The organism is Streptacidiphilus monticola (assembly GCF_042658505.1).
Classification (GTDB): domain Bacteria; phylum Actinomycetota; class Actinomycetes; order Streptomycetales; family Streptomycetaceae; genus Streptacidiphilus; species Streptacidiphilus monticola.
On the sequence record NZ_JBHSQJ010000010.1, the window covers coordinates 65,786 to 90,826 of the forward strand.

Sequence of the window (25,041 nt, forward strand, 5' to 3'; positions counted from 1 at the left end):
AGCACCGGAGTGCCGTCGAGGGCTTCGAGACTGCGCAGTCCGGCGGATCCCTCCGGATCAGCCCGCGTCGTGCCCCCACCCCTTGGGGCGGGAGGCGCCCCAGGCGCGGCCGGATCCAAGGCGGCGGAGCGCCCTCGTACTGGAGGCACTTGGGCGCTTCGCCAACGCAGGGTGGGGGCACCTCCCGGCCGGAGGCTGGGGAGGGCGCGCCAGGCGGCACGGGCCCGGAAAGAACCGCCGGACAGGCCCTCGGGAGGCGGACCCGGTGCAAGCTGGTCGAGTTCGGCCGGTCCGGCGCGCGCGGGTCGCGAACACCCCGGCGAGCGGTCGCGCCTCGTCGCCGCGCGGATGCGCCGGGCCTCGTCGCCGCGCGGATGCGCCGGGCCTCGTCGCCGCGCGGATGCGCCCGCAGGACGCCGCGGTCGGCGCGGTCCAGCCAGGTCGGCACCCGCACCTCCAGCCCGGCTGTCAGACCCTCCAGCGCCGGCGCGTGGGCGTCGTCGAAGACGAGCCACGCGCCCGGCGCCCCCTCGTCCGCCTGGCGCGGCGCGGCCGCCCGGTCGGCCGGCGTGGACTCCCGCCGCCCGACGGGCCGCAGTGTGCGTCCGTCCCTGGGCACGCTCCTCTCTCCTGCTCCATCGCTCGGCTCTCCCACTCGGGCTCGGCGACGGAACCGGATGTGACGTTGCCGCCGTGTCCCCTCTTGCAGCAGGTACCCCCCTGGGGTATACAAGTGCGTACTATACCCCCTAGGGGTACTGACGACAGGGAACGGAGAAACACGATGTCCTGCTGCTCCACCACCGGCACCTGCACCACCTCCGCGGGCGTGACCACGCTCACCGTGGGCGCCGAGACCGCCTACCGGGTCAGCGGCATGACCTGCGGGCACTGCGAGCAGGCGGTCACGGCGGAGGTGTCCGCCCTCGAGGGCGTGACCGCCGTCCGCGCCGACGCCGCGACCGGCACCGTGCTCGTGACCGCCACCCGGGAGATCGACGAGGCCGCCCTGCGCGCCGCAGTCGACGAGGCGGGCTACGAGCTCGTCGGCCGGATCTGACCGGCGATCCTTCGACCAGTCCCCCGTTTCGAACCGCGCCAGGAGGCGTCATGACGACTGCTGTGGAACGTCAGCGAGTGGAACTGTCCATCGGCGGGATGACCTGCGCCTCCTGCGCGGCGCGGATCGAGCGCAAGCTCAACCGGCTGGAGGGCGTCGAGGCGACCGTCAACTTCGCCACCGAGAAGGCGCATGTCAGCTTCGCCCCCGGCGTCGCGGTGGCCGACCTGATCGGCACCGTGGAGAAGACCGGCTACACCGCCGAGGTGCCCCGGACCGAGCCCGGGCAGACCGACCCCGAGGAGGCCGACCCGGAGCTGCGGAGCCTGCGTCAGCGGCTGCTGGTCACGCTCGCGCTGAGCGTCCCGGTGGTGGTGCTGGCGATGGTCCCGGCGCTCCAGTTCACCTACTGGCAGTGGCTCTCCTTCGCCCTGACCGCGCCGGTCGTGGCCTACGGCGGATGGCCGTTCCACAAGGCCGCGTTCACCAACCTGCGCCACCGCTCGGCCACCATGGACACCCTGGTCTCGCTCGGCACCCTCGCCGCCTTCGGCTGGTCCGTGTGGGCGCTCTTCCTGGGCACGGCCGGCATGCCCGGGATGCGGCACGGCTTCGAACTGGCCGTCGGCACGGAGGACGCCTCCTCCAGCCTCTACCTGGAAGCCGCCGCCGGCGTCACCGCCTTCATCCTGCTCGGCCGCTACCTGGAGGCCCGTGCCAAGCGCCGCGCCGGTTCCGCTCTGCGGGCGCTGCTGGAGCTGGGGGCCAAGGATGTGGCCGTGCTCCGGGACGGCCGCGAAGTGCGGCTGCCCGTCGGCCTGCTGGCCGTCGGCGACCGGTTCGTGGTGCGCCCCGGCGAGAAGATCGCCACCGACGGGACGGTGGTCGAGGGCTCCTCGGCCGTGGACGCCTCCATGCTGACCGGCGAGTCCGTGCCCGCCGAGGTCTCCCCCGGCAGCGCGGTCACCGGCGCGACCGTCAACGTCGGCGGCCGCCTGGTCGTGGAGGCGGTGCGGGTCGGCGCGGACACCCAACTCGCCCGGATGGCCGCCCTGGTGGAGCGGGCCCAGAACGGCAAGGCCGCGGCCCAGCGGCTGGCGGACCGGATCTCCGCCGTGTTCGTCCCGGTCGTGCTGGTCATCGCCCTGGGGACGCTGGGGGTCTGGCTGGCCGTCAGCGGCGACGCGGCCGCCGCGTTCACGGCGGCGGTGGCGGTGCTCATCATCGCCTGCCCATGCGCCCTGGGCCTGGCCACGCCGACGGCGCTCATGGTCGGCACGGGCCGCGGGGCGCAGCTCGGCATCCTGATCCGCGGACCCGAGGTGCTCGAGTCCACCCGGGCGGTGGACACCGTGGTCCTCGACAAGACCGGCACGGTGACCACCGGAGCGATGACCCTGCTGGCCGTGCACGTCGCCGAGGGCGAGTCGGAGGACGAAGTCCTGCGCCTGGCCGGGTCGTTGGAGCACGCGTCGGAGCACCCGATCGCGCGGGCGGTCGCGGTCGGCGCGGCGGAGCGGGTCGGGGAGCTCCCACCCGTCGAGGGCTTCGACAACCGGCCGGGGCTCGGCGTGCAGGGCGTGGTCGACGGCCATGCCGTGGTCGCGGGGCGGGAGGCGCTGCTGGCGGACTGGGGACAGCACCTGCCCGAATCGCTGCAGGCTGCGAAACAGCGCGCGGAGCAGGCGGGCCGGACCGCGATCGCGGTCGGCTGGGACGGCCGGGCCCGCGCGGTCCTGGAGGTCGCCGACGCGGTCAAGCCGACCAGCGCTCAGGCGATCCGCGAACTGCGCGCCCTGGGGCTGACGCCGGTCCTGCTCACGGGCGACCACCGGGCGGTCGCGGCGGCGGTGGCCGCGGAGGTCGGCATCGACGCCGACCAGGTGATCGCCGACGTGCTGCCGGAGGACAAGGCGGCGGTGGTGGGCCGGCTGCAGAGCGAGGGCCGGGTCGTGGCCATGGTCGGCGACGGCGTGAACGACGCCGCCGCACTGGCCATGGCGGACCTCGGCCTGGCCATGGGCACCGGCACGGACGCCGCGATCGAGGCCGCCGACCTCACCCTGGTCCGCGGCGACCTGCGCACGGCAGCCGACGCGATCCGCCTGGCCCGGCGCACCCTGGGCACCATCAAGGGCAACCTGTTCTGGGCCTTCGGCTACAACGTCGCGGCCCTGCCGCTGGCCGCGGCCGGCCTGCTGAACCCGATGATCGCGGGGGCGGCGATGGCCTTCTCCTCGGTCTTCGTCGTCACCAACAGCCTTCGCCTGCGCGGCTTCCAGCCCCTGGGCGACACGGGCGCGGACACCTGATCCGCGAGCCCTCGCGGTAGCGTGGGCCCGTGACCTCCCCGCAGCGGCTGCCCCTGGCCGACGACCTGGGACAGCCGCTGCGGCCCGGCCCGGTCCGCAGCGTCGTCTCCCTGGTGCCTTCGCTGACCGAGGCGGTCGCCGTGACCGCACCCGGGCTGCTGGTCGGGGCGACCGACTGGTGCACGCATCCGGCCGGGCTGGACGTGGTCCGGATCGGCGGGACGAAGAACCCGGACACCGACCGGATCGCCGCTCTGGCGCCCGATCTGGTCGTGGCCAATGAGGAGGAGAACCGGCTCGCGGACCTGACGGCCTTGCGGGGAGCGGGAGTCCGCGTCTGGGTCACCCGGGTGCGCACCCTGGCCGAGGCCTTCCGCTCCCTCGACCGCCTGCTGACCGGAGCCTGCGGCCTGGACCGCCCCGACTGGCTCGACGGGGCCCGGGCGAGCTGGTCCAGGCTCCCCGTGCCGGTGGGCCCGGCACCGCGTGCCGTGGTGCCGATCTGGCGCCGGCCGTGGATGGTGCTCGGGCGGGACACCTTCGCCGGCGACCTGCTGCGCCGGCTCGGCGTCCACCAGCTCTACGCGGACCATCCCGACCGCTATCCGAGGATTCCGCTGCCCGAACTGCGCTCCTGCGGCGCCGACCTGGTCGTCCTCCCGGACGAGCCCTACCGCTTCACGGCCGGCGACGGCCCCGAGGCCTTCCCCGGCCTGCCGTCCGTGCTGCTGAGCGGCCGTCACCTCACCTGGTACGGCCCGTCCTTGGCGGAGGCGGCGACCCTGCTGCGCGAGCAGCTGGCCCGCCCGTTGCCGCCTGCGGCCTGGGCCGCCAGAGGGCGCTAGGCCTCCGCGCGGTCCGCCGTGGCGGCGCGCACCGCGGCCGCGTGGCGTGCGATCTCCACGGCGAGCTGCTGCGGCCGCCGCAGGTGCACGAGCACCAGCGGCTCGGTCTGGCCGTTCACCGCCAGCACGACCGCCGCGTGGCGGACGGACCACCGGGACCGGCCGCCGCTGACGTACTCGTAGTTCTCGTCGCGCGCCACGAACGCGACGTCGAGCACGTCCGCCCAGGCCACCGTCAGCGGCTCCGTGGCGGCCGCGACCCGCAGCCGGAGCGCGTCCGGCCACACCTCCACCGCCAACAGACCGGAGGAGGGCGGCAGTTGGCCGACGAGCCAGAGCGCCCCGATGACCACCGCGTCCACGACGAGGCCCTGCCACCAGATGCCGCGGCTCAGCAGCAGCCAGAACAGCGCGATGAGGCCGTAGCCGGTCCACTTCCGCACCGCCAGCGGAACGTAGCGGCGGCTGCGGTGGACGGCGACGGGCTCACCGCCGCGATCGTTCCCGGTCATCGTTCCTCCCCCGGCTTCGCCCAATCGTTTGGGCCAATCGTTTGGGCGAGATCATACGAGAGCGCGGAGCCCCCGCGCCAGAGCTCAAACCGCCTGGCAGCTCAGAGAAGTGACGGCCCGACAGGCCGCCCCGTGGAGTCACGGACGACCAGCACCGGCTCCAGCCGCTGCGACCGGGCCCGCTCCCCGCCGATTCGGCGCAGCAGTTCCCGCACCGCGACCCGGCCCTGCTCCACCATCGGCGAGCGGACGGTCGTGAGCGCGACCGGGAGCTCGGCCGCGACCGGAGTGTCGTTGAAGCCCGCGAGCGCGAGGTCCGCGCCGGGGCGCAGGCCGAGGTCGCGGGCCGCGCCGAGAGCACCGACGGCCGCCAGGTCGTTGACCGCGAAGAGCGCCCCCGGCCGGTCCTCCCGGCCGAGCAGGGCGGTGGCGGCGGCCCGGCCGCCCGCGGTGTCGAAGGCGCTGTGCCGCACCAGCGCCGGATCGACCGGGAGGCCCGCCTCGGCGTACCGGTCCAGGAACCCGGCCGCGCGGTCCACGCCGGTGCTGGCGAAGGGCTCGCCCGCCAGGCAGCCGACCCGTCGGTGGCCGAGCGCCAGGAAGTGCTCGGCCACCAGCCGCCCGCCCAGGTAGTCGTCGCAGGTGACCGCCGGATGGTCGGCCTCGCTGCGCCGGTTCACGAGCACGTACGGCACGCGCCGCAGCGCCGGGTCGTCCAGGGCGGCCCCGTCCAGGTGGGCGTCACCGATGAGGATGCCGTCCACGCGCCGACCGAGCACCATGGCGATGCGCTCGCGCTGCCGCACGGGGTCGTCCAGGGAGTTGGTGACGAAGGCGGCGATCCCGTGCCGGCCCGCCTCCTCCTCGATGCCCTCGTAGATGGTCGCGACGACGACCTCAGCCAGCCGCGGGAACACCACGCCGATGAGGTTGCTGCGCCTGGTGCGCAGGCTGGCGGCGTGCGGGTTCGGGCGGTAGCCCAACTCGTCCGCCAGCTCCCGGATCCGACGGGCCGTCAGGCCGGAGGCGGCGCGCCTGCGGTCGGTGTCCCGTCCGTTCAGCACCCGCGAGACGGTGGAGACGTCCAGGCCCAGCTGCTCCGCGATGGCCTTGAGAGTGACGGGTCGGCCCCCGGCGTCCGGCTCCGGGTCCGGTCCCGCCCCCGGCTCCGACTCGGCTGCCATGGCGGCCCTCCCCTGCTGCGCGGTCCTGCGGCGAACGCCCCATTCTGCCCGGCAGTGTCTCCCAGGTCACTTTCGAGCGCCGGATCGGCGAGTACGCTCACAAGGAGAAGGAGGTGGGGGGCCGAGCCGCGTGGAAGGAGGCCACGATGCCGGCAGTGAGCGGCGAGTCGTCCGCCGGCGGAGCCATGCGCCCGGTGCCGGTGGACGTGCAGGTCGAGACGGAGGTGCCAGGTGTGGTCGTCTGCCGCCTGGCGGGCGAGCTGGACCTCGACACCGTGGACGGGGCCGAGGCCGCGCTGCTGGAGGCGCTCCCGCCGGGCGGCGTGCTGATCGCGGACCTGGGCGGCATCGCCTTCTTCGACTCGACGGGCGTGAACCTGCTGCTGCGGGTACGCCGGGAGGCCCTGGAACGGGACTGCGAGTTCCGGGTGGCCTGCCTGTCCGAGCGACTGCTGCGGATCTTCGAGATCACCGGCGTCGACCAGATCCTCCCCTTCTACGGCTCCCTCGCCGAGGCCCGCGTCGGCGGCTGAACGGGTTTCGCCGCCGTCCGCGCGGGCAGTCGCCCGGGATCGGTGGAGAGGGAGGCGAGCCGGTCATGCCCCGCCCGAACGACGAGATCGCGGCCGTGCTCCAGGAGTACGCCGACCTGATGGCGATCACCGGCGGCGACGCCTTCAAGGTCCGGGCCTACGAGAAGGCGGCCCGGGCCGTCGCCGGGTACCCGGAGGACGTGTCCCGGCTCGACGAGACGGGCCTGCGCGCCATCCCGCAGGTGGGCCGGTCGATCGCGGACAAGGTCGTGGAGTACCTGCGCACCGGCACCATCGCCGCCGTCGAGGAGGCGCGTGCCCGGATCCCGGCGGGCGTCCGGGAGTTGACGGCCATTCCGACGCTGGGGCCGAAGCGGGCCCAGCAGCTCCACGAACGCCTGCACGTCAGCTCGGTCGCCGAACTCGCCGACGCCATCCACCAGGGGCGGCTGGAGGACCTCAGGGGCTTCGGGCCCAAGTCCGCGGAGAACCTGTTGCACGGCATCGCGCTGCTGCAGCAGTCCGGCGGCCGGGTGCTGCTGGACACCGCCACGGAGACGGCCGAGGAGGTGCTCGCCGAGCTGTCGCGGATCACCGGCTGCGTCCGCTGCGGGTACGCCGGCTCGCTGCGCCGGATGCGCGAGACCGTCGGCGACATCGACCTGCTGGTGGCCGCCGAGGACTCGGCCCCCTTCATGGAGGCGTTCACCGCGCTGCCGCACACCGCCGAGGTCATCGCCCGCGGCGGCACCAAGACCTCCGTCCGCACCACCACTGGTCTGCAACTGGACCTGCGGGTGCTGCCGCCCGACTCCTGGGGCGCCGGACTGCAGTACTTCACCGGTTCCAAGGCCCACAACATCGGCCTGCGCACCCTGGCCCTGCACCACGGCCTGAAGCTCTCCGAGTACGGGCTCTTCCAGGCGGAGAGCGGCAGGCCGGTGGCCTCCCGCACCGAGGAGGAGGTCTACGAGCGCCTCGGCCTGCCCTGGATCCCGCCTCCGCTGCGCGAGGACCGCGGCGAGATCACGGCCGGGCTCCACGGTGAACTGCCGCAGCCGGTCCGGCAGGAGGACCTGCGCGGCGACCTGCACACGCACACCGACCTCACCGACGGCCTCGCGGGGCTGGAGGAGATGGTCGCGGCCGCCGCCCGGCTCGGCTACTCCTACTACGCCGTCACCGACCACGCCCCGAACCTGTTCATGCAGCGGATGACGGACGAGAAGATGCTCGCCCAGCGCGAGCGGCTGCGTGCCCTGGACGGCGCCGGCCGCGGACGGCGGATGCGGCTGCTGCACGGCACCGAGCTCAACATCGACCCCGAGGGCGGAGTCGACTGGCCCGAGGAGTTCCTGGCCGGCTTCGACCTGTGCGTGGCGTCCGTGCACTCGCACTTGACCCTGAGCCGCGCCGAGCAGACGCGGCGGCTGGTGCACGCGTGCGAGAACCCGTACGTCAACATCATCGGACACCCCACCGGGCGGCTGATCGGCAGGCGCCCCGGCATCGACGCCGACCTCGACCAGGTCTTCGCCGCCTGCGCCCGCACCGGCACCGCCCTGGAGATCAACGCCCAGCCGGACCGCCTCGACCTGCGCGACGAGGACATCCTGAGGGCCCGTCGCCACGGCGTCGTCTTCGCCGTGGACAGCGACGCCCACACGATCGGGGCCCTGGGCGCGATCCGCTACGGCGTCGCGACCGCCCAACGCGGCTGGCTGACCAAGGACGACGTCCTCAACGCCTGGCCGCTGACCCGCCTGCGCCGCTTCCTCCTGGCCAAGCGGACCGTCCACGCCTGAAGCCGCGCGTGACCCGCTCCGCTCCCGCCCGGCGGCCCGGCCGGGGTGCGCCACAACCTGGTCCACCTGACGGCGGACCAGCAGATCGGCAGCCACGCCGAGCCCGACCTGGACGTCCTCCTGCTACCGCTCCCGCCGATCCGACGCGCCCGACGCGCCCGGCACTGAACACCCCCGCACCATGACCACCGGACCCGTCCCCGCCCCCACCGCCGCCGTGCCCAGGACGCCGACGTCGAGGCCACCGCCCGCCGCACCAGCAAGGGCGTGACGGTCCGCGCGTTCCCGTACGTCATCGCGCTGCACGTCTTCGCGCTCTTCGTGCTGCTGGTGTTCTACCTGGGCAACCACCGCGACTGAGCCGACGGCTGCGGCCGCTCAACCCGCCGCCGTGCCGAACCACCGGAGCAGCGCCCGGCGCAGCCCGTCCTGCTCGTCCCCGACCCACGCCACGTGGCCGTCGGGGCGCAGCAGCACGGCGGTCGCGTCCAACTCGTCACTCCCGTCCACGACTTGGTCCACCCGGTCGCCCCAGCCCTCGACCGACAGCTGCCCGCCCTGGTCCAGCAGCAGGCCCCGGCCGCGGTGCATCAGTGCGTAGAGGCGTCCCCGCTTCAGTTCGACGTCCCGCAGCCGACGCCCCACCAGCTCGCCGCCCTCGACGTCGCCCCCGTCCCCGCCTGCTGCGAAGTCGTAGCGCACGCCCACGCCGGTGATCATCTCCGTGACGTACCGGTTCACGTCCTCGAAGTCCATCAGCGTCGCGAACAGCTCGCGCAGGGCCGTCGCCCCGGGGTCGGTCCCGAGCAGCGTGATCCCGGCGCGAGTGGTGTCCAGCACCCGCGCCCCCACCGGGTGGCGTTCGGCGTGGTAACTGTCCAAGAGCCCTTCCGGCGCCCAGCCGTTGACGGCGGCGGCCAGCTTCCAGCCGAGGTTGAAGGCGTCCTGCACCCCGAGGTTCAGCCCCTGCCCCCCGACCGGCGGGTGCACGTGGGCCGCGTCCCCGGCGAGGAACACGCGGCCCACCCGGTAGCGCTCGGCCTGCCGGGTGGCGTCCCCGAACCGGGAGAGCCAGCGCGGCGAGTGCGCCCCGAAGTCGGTACCGGCGACGGCCCGGAGCCGCCGCCCGGACTCGTCCAGGGTCGGCGGGGGCGNGTCGTCCGGTCCTCCGACACACCGTCGGCCGGCACGATGACGCGGTACAGCCCGTTCTCCTGCAGCCCTGCGCCGAACCGCAGTTGGACCTTCCTGACCTCCGCGACCACGGCCGCCACCGTCTCCGGAGCCTCCGCCAGCTCCATCTCCCCGAGCAGCGTCTCGACGGTGGCCGGCTCCCCGGGGAAGGCGACGCCGAGCTGCTTGCGCACGGTGCTGCGCCCTCCGTCGCACCCGACGAGGTAGCGCGCCCGGAGGCGCTCGCCGTCCGCCGTCTCGACGGTCACGCCCTCCTCGTCCTGCTCCAGCGCCACGAGCTCCCGGCCGCGCCGGATCTCCGCACCGAGTTCGAGGGCTCGCTCCTCCAACAGCCGCTCGGTGACCGGCTGCGGCGTCGCGAGGCCGTACGGATGCGCGGTGTCCACCCCGTGCGGCCACGGCTTGACGATGCCGGCGAAGAGGCCGCCGACCTGGAACTTCTTACTGACCGCCAGAAACCGCTCCAGCAGCCCCCGCTGATCCATCACCTCCACGCTGCGCGCGTGCAGCCCCTGGCCCCGCGACTCCCCGCTCCGCTCGGCCAGCCGCTCCAGCACGGTCACCCGCACCCCGTGCAGCCGCAGCTCACTCGCCAGCATCAGCCCGGTCGGCCCGCCGCCGACCACGGTCACGTCAATCATCAGCACCCCGCAGAGCCGTAGAAGCGGACGGGACGGGATGTCCGTCCCGAGAAGTCTGCACAACACCCATGCGGTGCTGGGCCGGTCATTCTGCGACACGCCCGGGGCCTTGCGGCAAGCCCTCCCCCGAGAGGTACGTTGAGAGTGGCAAGGAGTCGGCAGCACCCGTCCTGGCATCCCCTTTCGGCTTCTCGACGTCGGCGACGACTGGGGCGCGCTAGGATCGCCGGATCGTCAACGCGGCCCGCCGGGCTTCCGCTTCAGGACATGCCCCCACCCGCACGGTTCCTTTCGTGCTGCCTGGGAGCAAGTCTTGCTGTTCCGCGCCTCCGCCGCCGAGCACCTTGCGGGAACGCTGAACCTCCGGCTGGTGGAGGAGTTCACGCACCTCCACGGGCACCGTCCGAGCCCTTCCGAGGTCCGCTCCTGGGGGCGCAGCCTTCCGGCGCTGCTCCAGGCGGTGAACGACGCCGGGCTCGGCCAGGTGGAAGTCCTCGTCGAGTACGCGCTGCCGCTCAACAGCCGCCGCGCTGACGCCGTCCTCGCCGGCGAGCATCCGGAGACCGGCGAACCGTGTGCTGTTTGCCGCGGGTGGCGGTGGGCAGGGCGCGTCCCATGGTGAGCGTGGTGTGCGAGCAGGCGGTCCGGTTCCCGGCGCTGTGCGGGGGCTGGCTCTGTCAGCCCTTCGTGCACTGGAGGTACCCGCCCGATCAGGTGCAGGCCCTGCTCCCGGCCGGGCTGCGGGTGGACACCTGGGACGGGGTCGCGTGGGTGGGCCTGACCCCGCTGCTGATGACCGACATCAGACCGCTCGGGCTGCCCAGCCTGCCGCTGACCCGACGCTGGTGCACCTTCCCGGAGACGAACCTGCGGACGTACGTACGCGGTCCGGACGGGCGCCAGGGGCTCTGGTTCCTGTCGATCGACGTGTCCAGCGCCGTCACCGCGGCCGCCACCCGGGCGCTGTCGGGCGCGCCGTACCACCTGGCGGATCTCTCCGTCACCGGCGACGGAACCCGCTGGTCCTACGCAGGTACGCGCCGGGGCGGCAGGCCGGGCTACCGGCTCCGGATCCGGGTCGGACGGCCGGTGTCACCGACCGGGCGCGAGGCCTGGCTCACCTCGCGCTGGCGCGCCTACACCCGCCACCTCACCGGCCTGCTGGTCACACCCGTCCAGCACGAGCCCTGGCCCCTGGCCGAGGCCGTGATCGAGGAACTCGCGGAGGACCTGACCGAGGCCGCAGGCCTGCCCGCCCCAGCAGACGACCCCATCGCCCACTTCTCCCCCGGCGTCCACCGCGTCCGGCTCGGCCGGCCGGCGCTGCCCGCCGCGGTCGGCGCGGTCGGCGCGACGGCCGATACGACCCGTCAGACGCGGTGAGCACGCAGGCGTGCCCCGGCCTTCTGCCCGCCCGGCACCGTCGGGGCTTGCCCGTGGCCTCAGGTCAGGAAGAGGGCCGCGCCGTCGCGGCGGCTGCGCCGGGCGCGCCAGGCGAGGACGGCGATGGCCGCGCCGAGCCAGCAGGCGCCCACCGCGGCCTCCTGGGCCGCCGCGACGGCTGTGCCCATTCCCGCCGTCCCCGCGAGGACCTGACGGATCGCCAGCAGTCCGTGGGTCATCGGCAAGCCCTGGGCGACCAGGCCCAGCACCCCCGGCAGGGCGCTGCGGGGGACCTCGGCACCGCAGAGGATCATCATCACCGTCAGCGTGGCGTTGGAGACCACGTTGCGCAGGTCCGCCGCCGACAGCACCAGTGAGCCCAGGCAGAGGCCGAGGCAGTACGTGGTCATCGCCACCAGGGTCAGCAGCAGGACGGTCAGCGCCACCGAGGCGAGCGACAGAGGCAGCCCGCTCAGCGGGCCGAGGATCAGGATCGCGCCCAGACCGCAGGCGACGCCGTCCGGCAGCCAGAAGAGGCTGCGCCCGGCAAGGACCAGCGAGGGGCTGCTCGGTGAGGCCACCAGCAGCGGCAGTGTGCCGTTCTGGAGTTCCCAGGTGGTCGACGCGGTGGCGAACAGGCCGTGCAGTGCGACCAGCACGACCGCGTTGCCGATGAGCAGGTAGTGGGCCTGGGCCGGGCCCAGCAGGCTGCCGAAGGTGGTGAAGAACAGCACCTGCGCCAGCATCCGCACGAACCAGCCGAACAGCCAGGTCCGCCAGGTGAAGACGGCACTGTGGTCCGCGGAGCCCGCCCGGACGGCGAACCAGAGCACCTGAAGCCGACGATTCATCGAAGTCCCACCGTTCCGGTCTCCCGCACCATCCGCACCACCCGGGCCAGCACCCACCACCCGCCCAGTCCGGCCACCGCGCCCAGGCCGAGCACGACCGCGATCCGCCAGGCCGCTCCGGTCAGCGGCGCGGGGCTCAGCGCGGCGCGGAGCAGGTCCGAACTCCAGGACAGGTAGATCAGCCGGCCGAGCGGGTGGGTCCACTGCGGCAGCCGGTCCAGCGGCACGAAGACGCCGCCGAGGAGCATGAAGGGATAACTCAGCGAGTTCTGGAAGGTGCGCGCGGTCCGGGTCGCCACGAACAGAGCCGCCATCAGACAGGCCGACCCCGCGGTCGCGACGGCGGTGGCGAGCAGCCCGAGCACGAAGACGACCGGGTGGTGCACCTGCGGGACGATGCCGAAGCCGAGCCCGGCGACCACCGCGACCTCCACGACGGTCAGCAGGCTGATGCCGGTGGTCACCCAGACCCGGCTCAGCACGATGCTCGCGAACCTGGTGGGCGCCGCGATCACCAACTCCAGGGTGCCCAGGGTGCGGTCGGAGTCGACGATCTCGCCCGAGATCAGCATGGCCATGCTCCACACCGCCATCAGCACCGGTGCCAGCAGGCCGTAGGCGAGCAGCTCGGGATTCCCGCTCTGGCGCACCAGCAGCAGGAAGACCGCGGCCAGCAGGGGCGTGCGGACGAGGTCCAGCAGGTAGTCGCGGTGGGTCAGGACGAGCCGTCCCTGGAAGCGCCCCGCGGCGGCGAGCAGGCTCATCCGGTCACCGCGTCCCGGTCTGCGCCGTGGTGCACCAGCCGCAGGTAGACCTCCTCCAACCCGGGCAACTCCGTGCCCACGTCGGTGACTCCGGCCGCCACGACCAGTCCCAGCACACTGCCGATGTCCTCCCGGTCCGCGACCGAGACCAGGGCGGAGCCGTCCTCCTGGCGGTTCACCCCGGTCACCCCGGGCAGGCCCGCCACGGCGGCGAGCAGCTCGTCGTCGGCCCGGACCCGGATGCGTTCGTGCCGCGAGACGAGACGCGCCAGCGTCCTCGGGGCCTCGGCCGCGACCACGCGCCCATGGTTGATCATGGTGACGCGGTCGCAGAGCGTCTCGGCCTCGGCCAGGTCGTGCGTGGCCAGCAGCACGGTCCGGCCCTCTGCGGCGATCTCCCCGATCATCTCCCGCAGTTGACGGGCCGCCAGCGGATCCAGGCCGTTGGTCGGCTCGTCCAGCAGCAGGACGCGGGGGTTCGCCAGCATCCCCCTGGCCAGGTGCAGCCTCTGGCGCATCCCGACCGAGTAGGTCTCGACCCGGTGGTCGGCCCGCTCCGCCAGGCCGAAGTCCTGGAGCAGGGTCTGCGTCCGCTCGCGGCCGGCCGCCGTGCCCATCCCGTAGAGGGCCGCCCAGTAGCGGAGGTTCTGCCGGGCGGTGAGCCGGGGGTAGAGGCCGCGCTCGCCGCCGAACACGATGCCCAGCAGGGGCCGTACCTTGCGGTACTCGGTGACCAGGTCGTACCCGAGGATGCGGGCACTGCCCGACGTCGGCAGGAGCACCGTGGAGAGGATCTTCATCAGGGTGCTCTTGCCGGCTCCGTTGGGGCCGAGTAGACCGTGCACCTCCCCCTGCTCGACCCGGATGGAGACGCCGTCCAGGGCGGTGACACCCTCGCCGCGTCTCGCCCGGTACTCACGTCGGAGCTCGCTGGAGTCCACGGCCGCCACCGACCGGTCCGGCTCACCGGCGTTGTTGTGCATCACGATCCCCTCCGCCGGCTCCCGGCCGGTCTCCGATCCTGCGAGTGGCCTACACGGCCGTGTTCGAACGTGCCCCGCTGCCGGCACCGACCTCGTCGAGCCACTCCTGCCGCGCGGCGCCTGCGACAAGGAGGAAGGGACCAAGGGGAGTTCGGGCGAGCAGATGGCGCCCTCGCCGCTCCAGGCCGAAGTCCGCGGAGGCGGGGCCGTCGAGGGGGACGCCGAAGAGGGGCAACCCCAGGTCGAGCACCCGCAGTGGGCCGGGCCACCGTTCCAGCAGGTCCGAGGCGAAATCGGCCAGACGCCCGTCCTCGGCCTCGATCCCGGTCCGCGCCAGCCGGGCGAGCCCTCGGACCGGGTGGCTCTCACGGCGGACCGCACGCAGGGCCCGGAGCGCACGCTCGCGGACGGCCGCAGCCCGCGTACCGGGGAGGGTGACGGCGGGTCGCCAGCCGAGTCCGCGGATACGGCTGACGGCTTCCCGCCACTCGGGCCAGAGTCCGGCCCGGCCGAGATCCGCCCGCAGCTGCTCCGCGCCCGCGGCGTCCAGGCCGCGCAGCAGGAGGACGAGGTCGAGCAGGTCACGCGAACGGAAGGGACGTTCCCAGCGTTCGGCCACGAGAGCGACGGCGCTGGTGGCCAGGGCCGAGCGCGCAGGTCGCGTCAACTCCCGTGCGGGGGCCCGCAGATCGGTGACGATCTCGGCGGTGACCAGGCCGACCGCGAACGGCTCCGGCCCCGAGGGGGCCATCGGGTCGGCCGGATCGCCGGCCGGAGAGATGCCGGAAGCTTTCCGGAACTCCGCGAACAGGTGGTGCGGCACGGAGTCACCGGGCCGGGCAGGGCCGACCGTGAAGGCCTCCAACTCCCAGCCACCATAGGCCAGTTGGTTGGCACAGGCCCAGAAGTCGGCGTAACCCGGGCAGACCACGTCCAGGTCTCCGGCCGAGCGGAGCACTCCTGGCGGGTAGAGGGCGGCGACGGCCAACCCTTTGAGCAGCACGGCATCCGGCGCGCACCGCCGGAGTTCGCCCCAGATCCGCCCGTAGGCCGCAACGCGCTCCCGGGAGGCGGCGAGTTCCGCGATCTGGGCCTGCGTGAGATCCCGGCCCTCCGCCTCCCACAGACTCAGCAGGGTCGCGGCGAGCTTGTGCCGGGCGGACCGGGCGCGTCGCAGGAGTTGTTCGTCGTCGAGCCCGGGTGGCGCGTCGAGCAGCCGGAGCACCGTCGCCGTCGTCACCTCGGCCGATCCTGGTGCTGTCCCCGGGCGCCACGTCCCGTGAGGTCCCACGAAGCCCCTTGCGTGTCGCTGTAGGTGTGCTCGGGCCCGGAGTCCACTGCCGGCCTTCCCCGGACCCGATCTCATGCCACGTGTCGGCGGTACTACTTGCGCGACTTCGTGCGGACTCGAACCCTCTTCGCTGCGACCATGGGAAACTCCCTTCTTGATCTGCACGGTTCAGAAGACGGCATCAGGGTAATCCCCCGCACCGGAGCATGACAATGGCCCGGCGGCACGGCAGGAATTCAGGAAACGGAGCGTCAGACTTCCATGTCCGTAAAGAGCTTGCTCGCCCCTCCATTCACCTACGATCCAGTTCGCCACGAGATGTATCGACATGATGTCTACTTCCGCGAAATGGCCGCCCTGGTGGAACAACGGCCGCGCCAGGACGTCGAGCGCATGCTCTGCGGGAGCAGCTTCGTCATGTTCAAGCCCGACGCGGTCGTCGGTCGCCGTATCGAACCCGCCCTCGACTTCCTGGCCGCCCACGGCTTCCGTCCGACCGGGTTCGCCACCGTCCCGGTCGACGCGCGCGCCCACCGGGAGCTCTGGCGCTACCAGCTCAACGCCGCCCCGTTGACGATCATCCGGACGGTGGACCTGATCCTCGAGTCGGGGCCCTGCCTCCTCGTCGCCCTGCGCGACGACCGCCGACCGCACCCTGCCGGGGTCGCCGCGGCGGTACGGCTCGCGGAGCTGAAGGGCTCGTCCCGCAACCGTGCCGCCGGGGGCGCGTCGCTGCGCCGCGCCCTGGGCTGCGAACTGCTCTGCCTCAACTTCCTGCACGCGCCTGACGATCCGTCGGACCTGCTCCGGGAACTGGGCGTGCTCGTTCCGCGGCAGCGACGGGCGGCCGTCCTGGACCTGCTGCTCGGGGAACCGTCCGCGACCTGTGGCGAGGAGCTGACCGCCGCCGTCGCCGAGCTCTACGCCGCGCATCCCGCCCATCCGCTGAGCACGCCGCCCCGTACCGCGGCGTCCCGCCTGACGGGGCAGCAGATCAGCGCCAGACTGGCGGAGTTGGCGGAAGCCGCGGAGCACGCGGACGCCGCGACGGCGGCGGGCCACCGCGCGCGGTGGGACCGTATCGTCGAGGCGGCCCGCCTCGTCGACGGCCTGGGTTCCGAAGGCGCCCCACTGATCGGGCCGCCCCCGGGTACCCGGCCCGACCACCGGCCTCCGGGCGGCGAAGCGACGCCGCCCGCCCCGCAAGCCGATTGAGAGGATCTGCATGGAAGGCATCACGTTGCACGGACCCGCGGACGGGGAGGGGCCGCCGCGCCGGTACGGGCCCGTCTCCCGCGTGGCGGTCCTGTCCGACATCCACGGGAACGTCCCGGCGCTGCGAGCCGTGCTCGCCGAACCCGAGGTGCGTGCGGCCGAACTCGTCGTCCTCTGCGGGGATCTGACCTGGGGGCCGGAGCCGCAGCAGACCTACGAGCTGCTGGCCGGCCTGGGGGACCGCGCCGTGGGAGTGCGCGGCAACGCCGACCGCTACGCGGCCGAGATCGCCGCCGGCGTCCGCGAACCGGCCGCGGAGCGCGAGTCCTGGATTCCGGCCCGGCACAGCCAGGAGGCCGCGGCCTTCCTGGCCCGGCTGCCGTTCAGCCTGGTCGTGGACGTCGACGGGCTGGGGCCGGTCCGGTTCTGCCACGGCTCTCCCCGGAGCGACCACGAGCTGGTCACACCGGGCACCCCTGCCTCCCGGTTCGCCGAACTGGCCGCGGCCGTCGCGGAGTCCACCATCGTCACCGGGCACACCCACCTCCAGTTCGACCGCGTGGTGGCCGGAAAGCGCAGCGTCAACCCGGGCAGCGTGGGCCTGCCCTTCCACGAGGGGGAGGTCGGCACGGCGTACTGGGCCATGCTGGGTCCTGACGTCCTCCTGCGGTCGACCAGCTACGACGCGGCGGAAGCGGTGGCACGGGCACAGGCCGCCGGCGACCCGGGCGGCGAGCGTTTCGTCGGCACCCTGCTCCGGCCGCCCACGCCGGCTGAGATCATCGCCGACGCGGAGGCCCGAATTTTCGCCAATTGACGCCGAGTAATACGGGATTTCCTCTCGACGGCAGTCGCACCGATTTCTATTGACAACCCGGCCTGAGCCGTGTTGACCTGTCCCCGCAAAGCGCACTGCACGTTTCTCCGAGGAGGATTCATGCAAAACGCCCAGCTCGCTCCCCAGCCGACCACGACCAGGACCGTCACGGCCCCGGTCATGCTGCTGCCCCGCCTCGTCGAGCGGATGATCGCCGACCGCCAGGCCGTGCACATCGCCAAGTTCCGCACCACCTGCACCGACTGCGTTCCGAACTACTGAACCTCGGGGCACGAGTCGGCGGGCGTACGACTGCGCCCGCCGACCTTCGCGTGCTGCCCGAGGTCGTCGCGCGGAGCCTGCGGGCGGCCGGCCGCGGGGTGATCGTCCTGGCCCTGGACGGTCTGTCCCACGAAGTGGCGGCGGAGACTCTCCGGCACGCGCACCTGCGCCCCCTGCGGTCCACCTTCCCCAGCACCTCGACAACGGCATGGCTCACCTCGGTCACGGGAGTACCGGCGAGCGAGCACGGTGCCGTCGGAATGGTCTACCGCAGCCCGGGCGCCGCGTCCGTCACCCACCTCGTCACCGGCCGGAGCATCGGCTTCGGCGACAGCCAAGCGGCGGATCCTGCAACGGAGTTGGTCGTGCCGAGGGCAACCGTGTTCGATCTCGCGACCGCTGCCGGGAGGCCGGCCCACGTGCTGGGCGCGGAGCTGGAACGCCTGTCCGGCGCCTGGGTCGAGGCGCTGCTGCACGGCGCACGGCTGCTCCCCTCGGCCGCCGATGGGCTCCGTACCGACCCCGTCGAGGTCGCCGAGCGCTCCGTCCGGGACGTCGATGCCGCGCTCGTCCAGGTGTGCCACCGCGCGACGGCGCCGGGACTGCTCTGGGTCTACGTCAATCTCGACGAGCACATTCACCGCCACGGCCACGACGGCCGGCTGCGCCGGGCCCTAGCCCTGCTCGACGCCGCGGGGGACCGCTGGGCCGAGGCGGGCTGGACCGCGCTGGCCTACGCCGACCACGGCCAGAGCCCGGTCGCACCTCGCGAGCAACTCCAGGATGCCTGGCGGGACTTGGACAGTCCGGCGTGGTGCCGCATGCCGGCGGGCGGTGCCGGCCGGGTGCGTTGGATGCACCCCCGGCCGGGGCGCCGGGATGAACTGGCCGAGCGCCTGGCCGACACTCTCGGCCGGCATGCCCTGGTACTCAGCCCGGCGGACCTGGAGGCGCGCGGCCTGCTGACGGCCACGGACACCGTCCTCGACCGGATCGGCGAAGTGGTGGCCGTGGCGACCTCCCCCAGCTTCCCCGTTCCGGATCCCTCCCTCTCCTTCGAACACGGGGCCTGCTCGGCCGAGGAGACCACCGTGCCGCTGGCGGGCTGGGGTTCCGCGCTCACGACGGCGGTCCCCTGACCCTCCGGAGCCGCCGTCCTCCGCCCGTCCGCCGTCCCCGTTCCTGTGCTGTTCCTGTTCTGCGTCCGTCCTTCGTTCCCCGTCACCAAGGAGCACGTGTGAGCACGGTAGTCTTCCGCAACAAGACCGGTGGTTCCGAGACGCTTCCGGCGGCACCGGGGCAGAGCCTGCTGGACGTCATGCGCGTCCACGGCATCCCCGGCAACGCCGTGCTCGCCTACCGGAACGGGCAGTTGGTGCCCGAGTCGACGGTCGTGGTCGAGCCGGGCGACGTCATCGAGCTGCGCCAGGTGCGGCACTACGACCTGGACGTGGTACGCCGTCCCAAGGACCACACCTATGCGACCCCGGACCCGGTCTACACCAAGTCGATCCTCTTCGACCACGGCGGCACGCTGGAGCGACGCACCGAACAGCTGACCGCCGACTCCTTCGTCGAGTACGTCGAGGAGACCTTCGTCCAGAGCATCGCCTCGGGCGGGACCATGCGCGGCGGCGACCGGATCGTGATCGGACTCTCCGGCGGCCGGGACAGCGTCGCCTACCTCAAGCTGCTCGAGCGCACCCGCGGCCGGTGGCCCGCGATCGACATGACGGCGGTGACCATCACCGGCCTGCCGGACTGGGAGGAGCCGGCCACCTTCCAGGCCGCCCTGGACGCGTGCGCGGGCCTCGGGATCGGACACGTCATCGTCACCGCCGAGGAGGTGGCCGAACTCTTCCAACTGCGGGAGCCCTTCGTCGACCTGATGAACCGGGTCGTCGCCGGCGAGCACCGGAACATGAACATGGTCATCGGGCACCAGGTCCTGCGGCGCATGCTGGAGCGTGAGGCCGGACGGACCGGCGCCAACGTGGTCGCCTTCGGCTTCAACGCCGACGACCTGGTCGCCAGCATGGTCACCTGGTTCACCACCGGCTACCGCATGGGCGGCATCCCGGTGCGCGAACTGGGCGGCATGCGCTACGTGTTCCCGCTCTACCGCATCACCAAGAAGGAACTCACGCTCTACCTGGAGCTGGTGGCGCCCGAGCTCAACCGGCAGGGAGCCCCCGGCCGGTTCACCACCGGTCCGGACGAGCGCTCGCTGGCCTACGCCATGGCCGACCACCTCTACGACCTGTGGCCCGGCATCGACTACTACGTGTTCAACGCCTTCGAGAACGTGCAGCGGTCGCTGCTGCCCGCGGTGGAGGATCACTGCCGCAACTGCGGTGGCACGTACGTGCTGATGGAGGGCGCCCCCAACCCCGCCGGGCTGTGCGACGTCTGCGGGTTCCTCGGCCGCCAGGAGGCGCTGCGGAGCGACGCGGGATGACCTCCCCCTGGTACCGGGACTTCTTCACCGAAGCCTTCTGGGCCGTGGCCCGGCACGAGTACACCGCGCAGCGGACGGAGCAGGAGACGGAGTACCTGGCCGCCGTGCTGGACACAGCGGCCCCGGGCCGTCGCGTCCTCGACCTGGGCTGCGGAACCGGCCGGCACTCCGTCGCCCTGGCCGCACGGGGGTTCCGGGTCACCGGGATCGACGTGAACGGCCGGTCCTTGCGGCAGGCACGGGCGGCGGCGGAGGCGGCGGAGGCCGTCCCGGCCGCTGTCGGCCCCCCGGCCTGGGTGGAGCTCGACCTGCTGCGCGAACTTCCCTGGCCGGTCGGCGAGTTCGACGCGGTGATCTGCGTCCAGTCGTTCGGCTGGGGCAGCGACGCGCAGCAGCTCCGCATGCTGCGGGAGGCCCACCGGGTGCTCGCGCCGGGCGGGTTGCTGATCCTGGACCACTCCAGCGTGCTCGGTCTGGCCGGGCGCTACCAGGCCGAGGCGACCTTCGAGACGGAGGGCCTGCGGGCGGACTTCCACCGCCGGTACGACGTGACCACCGGACGGAGCGCGGGTGCGATCGACGTCCGGAGGGACGACCGGCCGACGGTGGTGATCCGCGACGACGTCCGGCTCTACACCCCGGCCGAGATCGCCGGGCTGCTGGAGCGGGCGGGTTTCGCGGTCGAGCAGGTCGACGCCGAGTTCACCCGGGGCCGGGTACCGGACATCGACTCACGCTACGTGCAGTTCCTCGCCAGGAAGCGGTCCGCACCGCCGGCCGCGATCGGTTCCTGGCAACAGGCGTCCCCCAGCCGGGAAGGGAGCCGGAACCGGGACGCCAGCGACCACAGGGACCACGACCGGGATCCGAACCTGGATCTGCGCTGGACCCCGGACGAGTTCGACTTCGTCCGCGAGGCGGTCGAGCGGGCCTTCGACGGCCTCACCCCCGACGCGGCGCGCGCCTACCACGTGGCCGACCCCTTCGCGGCGGAGCAGGCGGCGCCGGTCCTGTCCGCGCACTTCGGCGTCGACCTGCCGCCCGCCTGCGTCACCGCCGGCTCCGGTGCGACGGGCCTGCTCCAGGCGCTCGCCGCCCTGGCCGTTCCCGGTCCGGTGCTGCACCTGGCCGGCGGCCACCCGGATCTCCCCCGGTGGGCGGCGCAGCTCGGCGTCGCCGTCGTCAGGAGCTCGCCCGGCCGCCTGGTCGAGCACCTCGACCGGCACACGCCCGCGCTGCTGGTGCTGGACCGGCCGTCGGTCACGGGCGTCCTCCAGGACCCCGCCGCCGTGGAGGAGCTGGCCGCCGCGGCCCGGTCGCGGGGAACGGTCGTCGTCCTGGACGAGGCCTACGCGAACTATGCCGGGCCGTCCGCCAGTTGTGCTCCCGCTGTGGCGAGGCACGACAACCTGGTGGTGCTGCGCAGCCTGTCCAAGGGGTACTGCTGCGGCGGCATGCGCATCGGGTTCGCCCTCGCCGCGCCCGAACTGACCCGTCGGATCCGGGAGTTCGCTCCGCCTCTGGCCGCCAACAGCGCCGGACTCGGCGTGGCGCTGAGCCTGCTCGGCCAAGGGGACGTCTTCGCCGGGCTCAGGCGGCGGATCGCCGAGGTGAAGCCGGAGGTCTCGACGCTGCTGCGGCGCGCAGGTCTGCGGCCGAGCGACGGGGCGCCCTTTCTGCCGTGGCTGACCGTCCCGGCCGACGAGCAGGCCAGGGCGCTGATCGAGAAGAGGAGCCTGCGGGTCAAGGCGGTGGACGACGAACTGTTCAAGATCTCGGTGCCGCTGTCGCAAGAAAGGCTCGCCGCCTTCCGCGCTGCCTTCGCCGACCACGCCCAGGTCGAGAACGGAGCCCGCGGATGAGTGCGGACCTCGCGTCACTCGTCGGCGGACTCCATGCCGCGTTCGACACGGGGGAGGCCATGCGATGGGTGTCGGCCCTCACCACCTGGGACCGGTACCAGGGTTCGGCCGGAATCGGCGACGCCGCCGAGTTCGTCGCGGCCGAGGCCGAGCGCGTGGGACTGACCGACGTCGAGGTGACCCACCACCCCGCCGACGGTCGCACGTCCTGGTGGACCTTCACCGCCCCGACCTCGTGGACGCCGCTCAGCGCCCGACTGGGGTTCGCCGGGGAGCCGCCGCTCATCCGCTACCCCGAGCAGCCCTTCGCGCTCGGCGCGGGTTCGGCCCCGGCCGCGAGCGAGGCCGTGGCCGTCCTCCCGGAGACGGCCGAATGGCCGCGCGGTGCGGTGGTACTGCTCGAGTCGGCGGCGGCCCTCGGTCCGGAACTGTTCTCGCGTCTGCGATCCGAAGGGGCCCGCGGCTTCTGCGTCACCACGCACCCGGACCGCGACGGGCAGCTCGGCCGGATCGAACTCCCGGCCGACAGCGGCCTGTTCGCGTTCAGTGTAGGTCCCCGCCAGCTTGCCGAACTGCGTCGCGGCGCGGCCGGGGGACGGCTGCTGCGCGTCGACATCGCCCTCGACCCCACGGTTCGTACCATGCCGGTCGTCACCGCGCGCACGCCCACCGGGTCGGGGCGGGAGTGCCTGCTCGGGGCGCATCTGTGCCACCCGGCGCCCAGCGCCAACGACAACGCCTCCGGGGTCGCCGCCGCCCTGGGCGTGGGGCGGCTGCTGGCCCGGCGGCAGCTGCGCCGACCGGTCCGCTTCGTCTGGGGTCCCGAGTTCGTGGGTCTCGCCGCGTACACCCACGAGCTCCTCGCCGCCGGATCCCCGCCGCCGATGCTCGCCGTCAACCTCGACATGGTCGGCGAGGACCAGCGCCTGTGCGGCGGGCCGCTGATCGTCGAGCAGAGCCCGGAGTACCTGCCTCACTTCCTCAACGCCGTGGTCGACGCGTGCGTCCGGGCGCTGCCCGCCGCCGCCCGCTCCTACAGCGGCGCCGTTGGCTGCGACGTGTGGGCCTGGCGGACGACGCCTTTCGTCGGGGCGTCGGACCACGCGGTCCTCGCGGATCGCGGGATCGCCTGCCCCGCCGTGCAGTTGGGCCACTGGCCGGACCGGTTCAACCACTCCGGCGCCGACACCGTCGACAAGGTGGACCCCGAGGAGCTGCGCAGATCCGCGACGATCGCGGCGGCCGCGCTCGCCTTGAGCGCCGCTGCGGACGGCGCGGCGGCCGGGGCGATCGCCGGGATCGTGACCCGCTGGACCGCCGCCCGGATGACCGCCTGCCTGCCGCCGACCAGCGACCCCCATGCCGCCGCCCGGCTCACCCGACGCTGGCGGTACGGCCGGCAGGCACTGCCGACGCTGGTGCCGCTGGGCGCGGACCCGGCCGTGCTGGCCCGGCACGCGCGGTGGCTCGACGAGCTGCACGGGACGCTCGGGGGCGCCTGGCCCTCACCGCCACCCGATCCGTCGGCGTCCGGCGCCGGTGCTCCCGCCGCCGGTCCGCCGCTGGTCCGCGCATGGCCCGGTCCCTTCAATCTGCGCGCCCTGCTCGGCGAGGTGACCGCGACGGACCGGGAGTGGCTGCTGCGCCACTCGCTGACCGACCGCGGCGGCTTCTACGCCCGGGCGATGGCCCTGGCCCAGAGCATCGACGGCCGGGCCGACGCGGAGGGCGTCCGACTCGCGGCGGAGCTCGACTCCGGACTCGCGATCGACGCGGAGTTCGGTCAGCGCTTCCTGGCGGCCATGCTCAGGGCCGGCTGGTCGTCCGAGGGCACGAGGAGCGACGAGGCATGACGATCCGTCAGGAGCGGTCCAGGCGGGGCTCCCGCCGTCCCGTGTCGGAGAGCGGGCTCGACGTGGTGGTGGCGGAGTCCGTGGCGGAGTTGGACCTCGACGCGTGGAGCTCCGTGGTCGAGGCGGCGGCCGCTCCCGTCCAGTACACCGCGAGCTATCTGCGGGCCTACGAGGCCGCCCCGTTGAGCACGTTCACCACGGCCCGGTACCTCCGCGTCGTGGACGGGGACCGGACCCTGGCCGTGCTTCCGCTCTACCTCCAGGAGCGCCCCGACCCCTACGACGCGCTGCGCGGCGCGGGTTTGCCGATCGGCAGCGGCCGGGCGCTGCTGGGCCACAACTGGTACTGCTACGACACGCAGGTGCCGCTGCTCCCCGAGGTCGGCGCCCGACCCGCCCTGCGCGACCGGGTGCTGCGCACCGCGCTGTGCGCGGCGACGGAGCTGGGCGAGGATCTGGGGGCTCCCGTCACCGGCCTCGTCAACGTCGCGCAGAACGATCCGCTGCTCGACGTGGCCCGCCGCTCCGGCTGGCAGACGGCCCCCATCGTGGACCGCTTCCAGCTGCCCCTGGCCGGGCTCACGAGCCACGACGACTATCTGGCGACGCTCGGCCCCCGGACCCGGCGGACCGTCCGCCAGTACCTCCGCCGCGCGGCCGACGCCGGCGTGACCACCTCGGTCACTCCGCCGACACCGGCGACGCTGCGCACGGTGTGCGCGCTGTCCCGGCGGACCGCCGCCAAGTACGGCAGCGCCGGGATGTATCCGGAGGAGGCCTTCGTCGACTTCGTCATGCGGCTGCGCGAGCACGCGCTCGTCGTCCGGGTCGACCTGGGGCCGCAGACCTTGGCCGCCGCCGTGGTGCTGCTGGACGCGCAGCGGCTGCACATGTGGGTCGGCGGGACCAGCCACGCCACCGTCCACAGCTTCAGCCCCAACTACCTGCTCTGGGCGACGGAGATCGGCACCGCGATCGAGCTGGGGAAGGCCTGGGTGGAGGGCGGACGGGCCAACCGGCCGATGAAGGAGCGCCACGGCATGCGGGCGCTCCCTCTCTTCGCCTGCCTGACCGGCTGAGCAGGACGGAGGGTCCCCCGTGCCCGGCGCTGCGGCGACGGCATCATCCGGCCGGACGGTGCCCTCACCGTGGACCACCCCATCGGCCCCGCCATGGGCCTCCTGCCGCAGACGACC

The 25,041-nt window shown here is 73.5% G+C and carries 21 protein-coding genes and 3 pseudogenes; 17 read left to right on the forward strand and 7 right to left on the reverse strand.

The features are described from left to right. Positions 1-784 precede the first annotated feature (784 nt). From ACFP3V_RS03325 to ACFP3V_RS03335, 3 genes are all read left to right on the forward strand, one after another. Positions 785-1,060: a heavy-metal-associated domain-containing protein gene (locus tag ACFP3V_RS03325; RefSeq protein ID WP_380579488.1), complete on the forward strand. Its 276-nt coding sequence runs from the start codon at positions 785-787 to the stop codon at positions 1,058-1,060. Between the two features lie 50 nt (positions 1,061-1,110). Further along, entirely contained in the window at positions 1,111-3,372 is a 2,262-nt protein-coding gene (locus ACFP3V_RS03330; RefSeq protein ID WP_380579490.1) for a heavy metal translocating P-type ATPase, read from the forward strand. A 77-nt stretch (positions 3,373-3,449) separates the two neighbouring features. Then, positions 3,450-4,217 carry a helical backbone metal receptor gene (locus ACFP3V_RS03335; RefSeq protein WP_380579718.1) on the forward strand — a complete coding sequence of 256 codons (768 nt, stop codon included), beginning with the start codon at positions 3,450-3,452 and terminating at the stop codon, positions 4,215-4,217. Here ACFP3V_RS03335 and ACFP3V_RS03340 read toward each other — a convergent pair. Together ACFP3V_RS03340 and ACFP3V_RS03345 are read right to left on the reverse strand one after the other, a co-directional pair. Continuing rightward, on the reverse strand, positions 4,214-4,729 hold the full coding sequence (locus ACFP3V_RS03340) for a hypothetical protein (protein ID WP_380579492.1): 516 nt from the start codon (positions 4,727-4,729) through the stop codon (positions 4,214-4,216). The genes ACFP3V_RS03335 and ACFP3V_RS03340 overlap by 4 nt on opposite strands. A gap of 101 nt (positions 4,730-4,830) precedes the next feature. Beyond that, positions 4,831-5,913: a LacI family DNA-binding transcriptional regulator gene (locus ACFP3V_RS03345; protein WP_380579494.1), complete on the reverse strand. Its 1,083-nt coding sequence runs from the start codon at positions 5,911-5,913 to the stop codon at positions 4,831-4,833. A 146-nt stretch (positions 5,914-6,059) separates the two neighbouring features. Between ACFP3V_RS03345 and ACFP3V_RS03350 the strand changes: the two genes are divergently transcribed. From ACFP3V_RS03350 to ACFP3V_RS03365, 4 genes and pseudogenes are all read left to right on the forward strand, one after another. Further along, positions 6,060-6,446, forward strand: coding sequence for an STAS domain-containing protein (locus tag ACFP3V_RS03350; RefSeq protein WP_380579496.1), 387 nt, complete (start codon positions 6,060-6,062; stop codon positions 6,444-6,446). A 65-nt stretch (positions 6,447-6,511) separates the two neighbouring features. Beyond that, a complete protein-coding gene (polX, locus tag ACFP3V_RS03355; RefSeq protein ID WP_380579498.1) occupies positions 6,512-8,251 on the forward strand; it encodes a DNA polymerase/3'-5' exonuclease PolX in 1,740 nt (579 codons plus the stop codon). 45 nt (positions 8,252-8,296) lie between these two features. Beyond that, positions 8,297-8,419 carry a hypothetical protein gene (locus ACFP3V_RS03360; RefSeq protein ID WP_380579501.1) on the forward strand — a complete coding sequence of 41 codons (123 nt, stop codon included), beginning with the start codon at positions 8,297-8,299 and terminating at the stop codon, positions 8,417-8,419. 87 nt (positions 8,420-8,506) lie between these two features. After that, positions 8,507-8,611 (forward strand): annotated as a pseudogene (locus tag ACFP3V_RS03365) (DUF6126 family protein); the annotation flags it as partial. Positions 8,612-8,629: 18 nt separating this feature from the next. Here ACFP3V_RS03365 and rox read toward each other — a convergent pair. Further along, a pseudogene (gene rox, locus ACFP3V_RS03370) lies at positions 8,630-10,086 on the reverse strand (rifampin monooxygenase). Positions 10,087-10,399: 313 nt separating this feature from the next. Between rox and ACFP3V_RS03375 the strand changes: the two are divergent. Both ACFP3V_RS03375 and ACFP3V_RS03380 read left to right on the forward strand, forming a co-directional pair. Then, a pseudogene (locus ACFP3V_RS03375) lies at positions 10,400-10,669 on the forward strand (ATP-binding protein); the annotation flags it as partial. Between the two features lie 32 nt (positions 10,670-10,701). Beyond that, entirely contained in the window at positions 10,702-11,469 is a 768-nt protein-coding gene (locus ACFP3V_RS03380; protein WP_380579503.1) for a YqjF family protein, read from the forward strand. A gap of 59 nt (positions 11,470-11,528) precedes the next feature. Here the strand turns inward: ACFP3V_RS03380 and ACFP3V_RS03385 are convergent, their stop codons facing one another. From ACFP3V_RS03385 to ACFP3V_RS03400, 4 genes are read right to left on the reverse strand one after another with little or no spacing between them, the layout of a single operon-like run. Further along, positions 11,529-12,320: an ABC transporter permease gene (locus ACFP3V_RS03385; protein ID WP_380579505.1), complete on the reverse strand. Its 792-nt coding sequence runs from the start codon at positions 12,318-12,320 to the stop codon at positions 11,529-11,531. Further along, positions 12,317-13,084, reverse strand: coding sequence for an ABC transporter permease (locus tag ACFP3V_RS03390; RefSeq protein WP_380579507.1), 768 nt, complete (start codon positions 13,082-13,084; stop codon positions 12,317-12,319). The genes ACFP3V_RS03385 and ACFP3V_RS03390 overlap by 4 nt, the downstream gene beginning before the upstream one ends. Then, on the reverse strand, positions 13,081-14,067 hold the full coding sequence (locus tag ACFP3V_RS03395; protein ID WP_380579720.1) for an ABC transporter ATP-binding protein: 987 nt from the start codon (positions 14,065-14,067) through the stop codon (positions 13,081-13,083). The genes ACFP3V_RS03390 and ACFP3V_RS03395 overlap by 4 nt, the downstream gene beginning before the upstream one ends. 49 nt (positions 14,068-14,116) lie before the next feature. After that, a complete protein-coding gene (locus ACFP3V_RS03400) occupies positions 14,117-15,307 on the reverse strand; it encodes a hypothetical protein (RefSeq protein ID WP_380579509.1) in 1,191 nt (396 codons plus the stop codon). A gap of 369 nt (positions 15,308-15,676) precedes the next feature. Here ACFP3V_RS03400 and ACFP3V_RS03405 point away from each other — a divergent pair, with 369 nt between their 5' ends. The 8 genes from ACFP3V_RS03405 to ACFP3V_RS03440 all read left to right on the forward strand — a co-directional run bounded on the left by ACFP3V_RS03405 (position 15,677) and on the right by ACFP3V_RS03440 (position 24,924). Next, positions 15,677-16,573: a hypothetical protein gene (locus ACFP3V_RS03405; RefSeq protein WP_380579511.1), complete on the forward strand. Its 897-nt coding sequence runs from the start codon at positions 15,677-15,679 to the stop codon at positions 16,571-16,573. A gap of 10 nt (positions 16,574-16,583) precedes the next feature. Continuing rightward, positions 16,584-17,390, forward strand: a complete 807-nt coding sequence (locus ACFP3V_RS03410) for a metallophosphoesterase family protein (RefSeq protein WP_380579513.1) — start codon at positions 16,584-16,586, stop codon at positions 17,388-17,390. Between the two features lie 120 nt (positions 17,391-17,510). Beyond that, positions 17,511-17,672: a hypothetical protein gene (locus ACFP3V_RS03415; protein ID WP_380579515.1), complete on the forward strand. Its 162-nt coding sequence runs from the start codon at positions 17,511-17,513 to the stop codon at positions 17,670-17,672. Between the two features lie 50 nt (positions 17,673-17,722). Then, a complete protein-coding gene (locus ACFP3V_RS03420; protein ID WP_380579517.1) occupies positions 17,723-18,811 on the forward strand; it encodes an alkaline phosphatase family protein in 1,089 nt (362 codons plus the stop codon). 98 nt (positions 18,812-18,909) lie between these two features. Next, positions 18,910-20,130 (forward strand): tRNA lysidine(34) synthetase, encoded by a 1,221-nt coding sequence (locus ACFP3V_RS03425; protein ID WP_380579519.1) that lies wholly within the window; start codon positions 18,910-18,912, stop codon positions 20,128-20,130. Next, positions 20,127-21,992 carry an aminotransferase class I/II-fold pyridoxal phosphate-dependent enzyme gene (locus ACFP3V_RS03430; RefSeq protein ID WP_380579521.1) on the forward strand — a complete coding sequence of 622 codons (1,866 nt, stop codon included), beginning with the start codon at positions 20,127-20,129 and terminating at the stop codon, positions 21,990-21,992. Before ACFP3V_RS03425 ends, ACFP3V_RS03430 begins: the two co-directional genes overlap by 4 nt. Continuing rightward, positions 21,989-23,845, forward strand: a complete 1,857-nt coding sequence (locus tag ACFP3V_RS03435; protein WP_380579523.1) for a DUF4910 domain-containing protein — start codon at positions 21,989-21,991, stop codon at positions 23,843-23,845. The genes ACFP3V_RS03430 and ACFP3V_RS03435 overlap by 4 nt, the downstream gene beginning before the upstream one ends. Next, complete coding sequence (locus ACFP3V_RS03440) at positions 23,842-24,924, forward strand: GNAT family N-acetyltransferase (RefSeq protein WP_380579525.1); 1,083 nt, start codon at positions 23,842-23,844, stop codon at positions 24,922-24,924. The genes ACFP3V_RS03435 and ACFP3V_RS03440 overlap by 4 nt, the downstream gene beginning before the upstream one ends. The last annotated feature ends 117 nt before the right edge of the window (positions 24,925-25,041 follow it).